Genomic DNA, 1,193 nt, shown 5'->3' with positions numbered 1-1,193 from the left:
TCCGCCGTGTCCTGGCTTGGCTCAGAGACCTTTTGTCCCTCTTCCTGCTCTCACTCTGGCCAACGCTCAACTGTCCAGTTCAGCCCAATTCGGCTTATTAACGATCGACTCACCACGCTCATTGGAGAACGTAGAGGTTTCTCAACCTCCGAGCTAAGCTCGGATCCTCCGCGCGAGCTACGGAGGGTTCAGTTCGAGAAGCTGATTGACGCGCTCGAAAACAACAGCCGGGCGAAATCGACACTCACCTTTGCAATTTACCGGCCGAGCCAAGAGCCGCTTCGAAGGCATTGCGTTGGTCAAGTGTCCAGAGATCTCAGAATGGGGCGCTAGCTTCCGAGAAGCTGACGAGCCTCGGCCCAATGCTTGGTTCGATGTTGAGAACGCCGTCGAGTTTTAACCGGCAGGGGTGCTAGCGGCAGCAACAGCTGAACGGTGAATGTCCCGTATGATCTTCCCCCAAAAAATTAGACGGGTTTAGGCGACGTTTAGCTCCATCTCGATCGGGGCGATATATCCCACGGCGGAATGGAGCCTTGTTCGGTTATAGAAGCCCTCGATGAAGGCGAAGATATCACGCTGGGCGTCGGCGCGGGTCTTGTAGTTGCGATGATGAACGAGTTCGGTCTTCAAGGTATGGAAGAAGCTATTGCGCCTCCAATAAGCTGACGGCCGCTGCCCTCCCGGCCGCAGAGAATAGCACAAGGCTGTTTCTAACCCGCGCAGCGTGCAACGGCTCTGGACAGTTTTTTAAAATGTCGCGCTCGTTCGGTCTCCTGGCGCAGCCGGGCGATCTCCGAAGCCTGGTCCGCCGACATCGGCGTCACCTGCGTGGTGGGGCGCCACCTCGCCGATGCCGGCTCCTGCCGGAGCTTGTCGACCCAGCGCCGCAGCACCGAGTCGCGCAGACCGAGCTCCTTGGCCACCGACGTGACCGTGCGACGGCTCGACACCACCAACTCGACGGCCTGGCGCTTGTACTCCTCGGTAAATGACCGACGTTGACGTTCCATTCGACACCTCCGGGCTCAATGAGCCTACTACAGGTGTCCACTCATTCGGAGGAGGTTCAGCGCCTGTCCCAAAGAGCTGGCCCCGCAAATTCGGACAGTAGCTTGAGTGGATTTTCTGCCTGACAGCGGCGAGGATTCTTGCTGCGAATCAGGAGCGAAGATGACGAAGAAGAGCCGCCG

At 58.3% G+C, this 1,193-nt stretch carries 1 protein-coding gene and 1 pseudogene; both read right to left on the bottom strand.

Translation table 11 applies throughout. From position 1 onward, the window contains the following. Positions 1-477: 477 nt before the first annotated feature. Positions 478-648 (bottom strand): annotated as a pseudogene (locus tag QJT78_RS51450) (IS3 family transposase); the annotation flags it as partial. Positions 649-713: 65 nt separating this feature from the next. Next, positions 714-1,013: a transposase gene (locus tag QJT78_RS51445; protein WP_011084772.1), complete on the bottom strand. Its 300-nt coding sequence runs from the start codon at positions 1,011-1,013 to the stop codon at positions 714-716. Between the last annotated feature and the right edge of the window lie 180 nt (positions 1,014-1,193).

Source organism: Bradyrhizobium sp. Mp27, assembly GCF_029953005.1.
Lineage (GTDB): Bacteria > Pseudomonadota > Alphaproteobacteria > Rhizobiales > Xanthobacteraceae > Bradyrhizobium > Bradyrhizobium barranii.
The sequence above is the reverse complement of the archived record's forward strand: the minus strand, read 5'-3'. Positions and strand labels throughout refer to the sequence as shown.

What these genes read in the sequence shown, in the direction of transcription:
- QJT78_RS51445 (WP_011084772.1), bottom strand. Translation starts at nt 1,013, where the DNA reads ATGGAACGTCAACGTCGGTCATTTACCGAGGAGTACAAGCGCCAGGCC.